The 6,098-nt window shown below is 39.0% G+C and carries 8 protein-coding genes and 1 pseudogene; 1 reads left to right on the plus strand and 8 read right to left on the minus strand.

All coding sequences use genetic code 11. The annotated features are described in order from the left end of the window. Nucleotides 1–183: 183 nt before the first annotated feature. The 5 genes from RAC86_RS33990 to RAC86_RS34010 all read right to left on the minus strand — a co-directional run bounded on the left by RAC86_RS33990 (nucleotide 184) and on the right by RAC86_RS34010 (nucleotide 3,469). Entirely contained in the window at nucleotides 184–489 is a 306-nt protein-coding gene (locus RAC86_RS33990; RefSeq protein ID WP_021481409.1) for a hypothetical protein, read from the minus strand. A 215-nt stretch (nucleotides 490–704) separates the two neighbouring features. Then, entirely contained in the window at nucleotides 705–1,883 is a 1,179-nt protein-coding gene (gene oxdD / locus RAC86_RS33995) for an oxalate decarboxylase (protein ID WP_029727221.1), read from the minus strand. Nucleotides 1,884–2,005: 122 nt separating this feature from the next. Then, nucleotides 2,006–2,494 carry a YdhH/YoaO family protein gene (locus RAC86_RS34000; RefSeq protein WP_377886572.1) on the minus strand — a complete coding sequence of 163 codons (489 nt, stop codon included), beginning with the start codon at nucleotides 2,492–2,494 and terminating at the stop codon, nucleotides 2,006–2,008. A gap of 24 nt (nucleotides 2,495–2,518) precedes the next feature. Further along, the gene (locus tag RAC86_RS34005; protein ID WP_128992965.1) at nucleotides 2,519–2,674 is read right to left on the minus strand and encodes a hypothetical protein; all 156 of its coding nucleotides are present in this window, start codon (nucleotides 2,672–2,674) and stop codon (nucleotides 2,519–2,521) included. A gap of 39 nt (nucleotides 2,675–2,713) precedes the next feature. Further along, nucleotides 2,714–3,469 (minus strand): GNAT family N-acetyltransferase, encoded by a 756-nt coding sequence (locus tag RAC86_RS34010; protein WP_377886573.1) that lies wholly within the window; start codon nucleotides 3,467–3,469, stop codon nucleotides 2,714–2,716. 307 nt (nucleotides 3,470–3,776) lie between these two features. Here RAC86_RS34010 and RAC86_RS34015 point away from each other — a divergent pair. Beyond that, nucleotides 3,777–4,090: pseudogene (locus tag RAC86_RS34015) on the plus strand (hypothetical protein). Here the strand turns inward: RAC86_RS34015 and RAC86_RS34020 are convergent. The 3 genes from RAC86_RS34020 to RAC86_RS34030 form a co-directional block, all read right to left on the minus strand. Next, nucleotides 4,049–4,288 carry a hypothetical protein gene (locus RAC86_RS34020; protein WP_010886525.1) on the minus strand — a complete coding sequence of 80 codons (240 nt, stop codon included), beginning with the start codon at nucleotides 4,286–4,288 and terminating at the stop codon, nucleotides 4,049–4,051. The pseudogene RAC86_RS34015 and the gene RAC86_RS34020 overlap by 42 nt on opposite strands. 102 nt (nucleotides 4,289–4,390) lie before the next feature. Then, entirely contained in the window at nucleotides 4,391–4,888 is a 498-nt protein-coding gene (locus RAC86_RS34025; protein ID WP_377886575.1) for a hypothetical protein, read from the minus strand. A 100-nt stretch (nucleotides 4,889–4,988) separates the two neighbouring features. Next, on the minus strand, nucleotides 4,989–5,900 hold the full coding sequence (locus RAC86_RS34030) for a VanW family protein (RefSeq protein WP_015714063.1): 912 nt from the start codon (nucleotides 5,898–5,900) through the stop codon (nucleotides 4,989–4,991). Nucleotides 5,901–6,098: the final 198 nt, after the last annotated feature.

Raw genomic sequence — 6,098 nt, forward strand, 5'->3', positions numbered from 1 at the left:
TATCCCTTTCATATCAAATAGTTTACATTTTTATAAAATCGCTTCACTTTTCTATTTTGTCAGCAAAAAATCTGTACCACATTAAACTTATGAAACCTGCCGCACCTGTGATTGTAAATATGATATAAGCCCATAGAGGTAAATCCATACACTTTCCCTCCTAAGAATTAAATGAAATTTCTTTCATCTTACATGGAGGTCTTCTTTCTTTTGTTTATCCAGTGTACTACTTAATAATATGTTGATGAATGCAGCTGGGAAATATATAAATCCCACTCCAAGAATGCCTAGTATCGTACTTAAACTTACTATGTAATTCTTTGTCATCGTTTGACTATCAATCAATATTAGAAGTGAAATCAATCCAGCTAAAACACCTATAAACCAAGCATCGCCAACAGCATAAGAATCATCCAGCATCCCTAACCATCGCCCCAATATAGAGCTCCCAATGGCAGTCAAACTGGATAAAAATATGAGTGCTTTCATTTCTTCTCCTCCTTTAAAGCCAATCAAACTGGTAGAAATCGGCCATTGAATTCCCATTATCGAATGGTTATCATTTCTACATTAACATTTTAAAGCTCATTACAATACGATTCAAGCAGAAAAACCCTACATAACATATATATAGGGATTTGATAAAACACAGGCCAACACCCAGCTCTAGTTACTTTAAGACCACTGTGTGATCGGTTCAGTCTTTACGTACCGGGATATTTCACAACAGGCACTTTCTTCTTGCGCAGAGAATCAAGCATGACTGATCCAGCATTCAAGTTGCTTTGCACTAATTCTTTAGGCGTCAATGCCATCCACTGATTGAGTGACACATCTGCATAGCGGTCACTTTTGAACATTTCTAAAAACCATAATGTTTCTGTACCAGTATTTTGTATATAGTGGCCAGCATTAGAAGGCACGTATCCAACGTCGCCTGCTCTATAATCAAATGTGCGGGCAGTCCCATTTCCGATAAATACCGTCATTCGTCCCTGTCCTGTTAGATAATATTGCCACTCATCGCTATTGGGATGCCAATGAAGCTCTCTCATCGCGCCAGGCTCAATCTGAACAAGTGCAGCGGCTATCGTTTTTGAAATTGGGAAGTTAGAAGAATCCACAATTCGTACACTCCCCCCTGGCATTTGAATTGGGGGTTGATTTAACAACTCGTGTTTAAAGGTCATGGGGACTTTTCCATATGGTGACTGAATGTCTTCACTGGCGACTGATCCCGGCACATTCCCTTGGTAGATATAGACTTGCTCAGACGGAAGAGAGTTGAAAGCATTCTCCGGGACACCGAAATTTGCAGACAGAACATCTTTTGGTGTGTGTGCAAGCCAATCTGAAATGGTTAACGTTGAAAACTCAGAAAAGTTCCCATCATCGAAAACGAGCAGAAACTCGCAGTGTTCCAATCCCTGTATGGAATGCGGAATTCCTGCCGGGAAGTACCAAAGGTCGCCGGGACCAACATCAGCAATGAAATTTCGTCCGTCTTGGTCAACAGCGGTGATACGTGCCCGTCCCAAAAGCATATAAGCCCACTCCGCTTGCTTATGCCAATGAAGCTCACGGACACCTCCCGCAGTTAAGCTCATGTTTACACCTGCAATCGCAGTCGAAATCGGAAGCTGTCTTACAGTGATTTCTCTTGACCAGCCGCCATGATCTAATTTCATGGGAGCGTCTGAGAATGAAAATCTCAAGTTAGGAATCATACCCTCATCTGTAACAGGCGGAACAAGTATATTCGGATTTTGAATATCCCGCATCATATTTCGCGGGCCTGCATCAATAGCTCCAGCTCCATCACTTCGAATAGGCTGCGGCACGTTTCTGTCTTCATGATTGATTGGTTGTTGTTCCAACAGCATGCACCTCGTTTTAGAAATGAACAAGATTTTATTTCAGCCTATGCAGAATCTTAGATTGCTGTGCCTAGGAATCCGCAAATAAAAAAGTGACCACCAATGTGATCACAAATACATCAAATAAACTATTTTTTATACCATGGCTTCTTATGTAATTTGATTGCTTCTGTCTGTTTTTTCTGGCCTGTCCTCCACTCCACTTTTACTAATACATCATGACCTATCACTTCATCTTCAGGCATATAATCAAAGGTGGAAATATGGTCCTCCATGCGTCCCCCACCCGGCATTTCATCACCTGTGTACTCTGATAAGTCGTACTCATCTACGTTATCATCTTGATACTTTTCGCCATCTACATACAGAGTAATTCTTTCAACAACAGTCCACTTTTCTTCCTTCTTACTCCCCTGCCAATATAGATTTAGAAAATAATTGGGTCCAATTGAAGTTTTTCCTGATTTTTCAAGGTTAGACATCCACAGTCCGCTTTTCCCGCTGCCCTCATATTTCACTTTGTTTCCTGACACCATTACAAATAATGTGGTGATGCAGATGATCAAGAATCCAGCAATGATCAATAGCCATTTCTTAATATTGTTCTTTTTTCTCATGTTTTTCCCCACTTTCCTAACTTTTTAGTAGGAAAATACGATCAAAATGTTACCGAAAAGAAAATAAGAAAGGGCTAATGATCTAACAGATGACTGTCTAAACTTTTGACTTAAATTAAAGTGCTCTCTAAAGACAAGATTAAAACGTATAACAGCTCTTAAATGCATTTTTTGTTTCATTGAGTCAAGAACCTTAAAATGGCTTTTTATTATTAAAAATCAAGCTAGTGTATTAAGTAACTTTTCAAATTTATTTATACTCATGATCTCGTGAGTCACAAATCTCCCATCAAAAAAAACGCTAAAAGTTGTCCAAATAGCTGGTGACTTTTGTGCCTCTTCTTTCGATGATAACTGAATTGACTGAAATTGAACCCCTTTCTTTTCAGTCAATTCCCGCAAATCATTTATCATGCCCACTGCAAACGGACACTGAGCTGTATAGTATATCGTAATCCCCTTTTCATTGATAGAATCACTTTTCACCAAGCTCTTAAATGCAGGAGAATCTGCAAGGCCATTCCAAGTCAAAGCCATTAATTGAAAATAAGGGGCAGCTTCATCTTGTAGAGTAAACCCCATATGCTCAAAGAAATGCTTATCACTTAAATAGGGCAGTTTTTTCTTGCCTGCGATATGGATAATGCCATCCATGCCGCACGCTTTCGCATCTGCTATACATTTGTCCAACAATCGTTTCGCATGACCGTTATTTTTATATCTGCCAGACACCCACAGACAATTAATGTACATAAAATTAGGCGCATTGATAGGCACCCATGCCTCATTCGCAGGTAGGTATTCAATAAAGACTTTTGCCCGTTCATGTAAGCGATAGAACACCAATCCTTCATCCATTCGAGCTTTGAGCCATCTCTTCTTTTCATTAACTGCATGCTCATATTGTTTCGTGCCTAATGCACAGCAAATATGATTGTCTTCAATATTGTCCTTTGTGATTTCAATGTAGCACATCTCCTCTTTCCCCCCTTTAACATAATTACATGGAATTCAACTTCACACTTTACATGCCTAATAGAATAAATACCCGTTCCAACTTAAATACTTTTTCTTTTCCATTTTGCCAATTAACTGTAAAACCCTTCTTTTATTCAGATATTATCTTGATTCCTATATCACCCATTTCAAATCCAAAGTGTGTTCATCTTTGAGGATTAGATGCACTGCTTATGCTATAAATACAGTACACGAAGTTTTTTATTTGAAGTAATATTTGTTACGGGACAGCAATAGTAAATAAGTGATAAAAGGGGAATTAAACTTGGTGGAAAAATGTTATTCTTGTTTAATTTGCGGATACAAAGGATTAATTCAAAATCCTTTGTATAAAGGCGAGTATCAAAAAACGTTTGACATTTGTCCATGTTGCGGTTTTGAATTTGGCTACAGTGAGGATCATGATGTGAGGTTAGGTTTTATTGTAACTCCTGATCATTTAATTGAGGCTGCATTTCAATTGTATCGCAAACAATGGATTGAGAGCGGGATGGCAATTGCTTAAAATTTGAAGTTTTGTTGAAACAATTGAAAAAACTAAATCTTGACATAGAAAATTTTGAAATTAGCGGTTTTTAATGATGAAACAGGTTGCACTTGTTTAGGTTTCACTGTCATTATCAGTAAAATGTTAAGTTGAAATGCGCAGTCAGTCACAAAGTCTCTATTCGTATTCAATAAAGACTTTGTGATCATCGACAAACATTTCACTCCCATCGGATAAAGTATCCAAAAGGCCTCCTCTGGTTCTTCTCTATAGTCATTAATCACAGTCACTTTGACATTTGACTCAGCTATGATTGGTTTTCCAACAATTTTTCGTTTTTTCCTCAGGCAAAGTAAGAGATCGAATCATCAAAGCCATTCCATCTTTACTGTCTAATTAATGCCATCTTCAGTGAATTTAAAGGTCTGTTTTAAATTGCGTCCTTCTTGCCCCTTCTGTGTCCAAATTATAACAACCTCTAATTCAGAGGCCTTATCTGCCAGCATAAAATGATTGAACTTCAGCGGTGAGCCATCATTTAAACTTTCAGCTAACATTTTAGAATCTTCTTTTGGTTTGACACAATTTTCATAGGGACATCCAAAAAGCGAAAACCTTGTGATTGAATTAGGGTCATTTCTATACAATTGCACATCCACTGTAGCTGCTTTTTCCCCTATATTTTTGACTTCCAAGGAATATACTTGATATTCTCCTTTTTGAGGTCTCGTAAATTCCTTTACATTTTTTGCTTCACTTACTTTTACTGACCACTGTTCTGTTTTTTGTGTAATAGGCAACACCGTAAAAGTCAGGGCATGCGCTTTTGCTTGGCAAAACGTAAATCCAACTGCTGTAAAAACAATTACAGAAAATAATACCCTTTTCACTTCATTTATCCCTCCTTCCTTTCACTGGCCGCTCCTTAAAGAATTGATTTTGAGCAATCCACAAGCTCTCTTAACAAAAACCTTACCTGAGATTTTGTCTTTACTGCTCTGCATTTATTTCTTTCGGTATCCGAGATGGAGCTTTGGGGATTTTTCTTAATTTGCTGTTAATCACATCAGAAGAGTATAGCGTAATAATCATACTTCCCCCATACCTTTTTGCCCGAATTAAGATTGGTTGGTTATATTGGTTTTGAAAGCGAAAGTCAGGACCTCCCCAGCTTACCGTCGCATCCCGTCCGGGCGGTACATATGGTACACTTCTAGTATGAGAATAGCGCTGAACGATCTGCAGTCCTGCACGATCGACTGCATTAAATAGAGTTGAGGACACCTGACAAATTCCTCCTCCTACACCTTCAGACAACTCCCCTTTTACAATAATGGGTGCACTTTTATATCCTTTGTTCCGAGTTCTCATTCCCACAACTTGGTTAAACGAAAACGTCTCATTAGGGAAAACAACGTGATTGTCGATTGCTTTTGCAGAAAGAGAAATATTGTGTGAGCGGCTTTTATTGCTTGAGTTAAAATACGTCACGTACTGACCAAGCTGCTGCGTACTGATGTGAGCTAGCAGCTCGCTGTCAACTTTCGGATAAATGTTCATTTCCGGCACTTCTATCTTGGAGGGACCTTGCCCATAAAAATACGCATAAAACTTTTCCATAAACGCCTGTTGATACAGTTTGTAGCCAACCCTGCCCGGGACGATGCTTCCATGATCGTTAAGGACAGCATTTATCGGCTCACGGTACACTTTCTGATCAAGCTGTTTGATGAATTTACTGTATTTTTCATAGTCAACCATTGGAGTGCCGGGAAGAGGCATTGTAAAGTCTTCACGGTTAACAGTGGCAATCGTCCGTCCTTGCTGTGTGACCGTTAAACTGTCCTGCGGCTCACTCGGCTGAGCCAATAAAAAAAGACCAGTGATCAAAATTTGTATCATAAGTCGGTTTACCTCCCGATCATTAGTATGAACAGCCGCTTATCCTTTGATGTATTTCTTCCCATCGTTTGTTTGAATCTTTGACGTTGATAAAAGCCTTCATAAAAGAGCTTAGCTTTATGTTCACACCGATCCCTGAGATCCCTGAGCTCACTGAGGGACACGGTTCATTCAGTCGGCAAGTTTGAAGTAGTTCAG

This window comes from Bacillus sp. LR_5, from assembly GCF_042709275.1.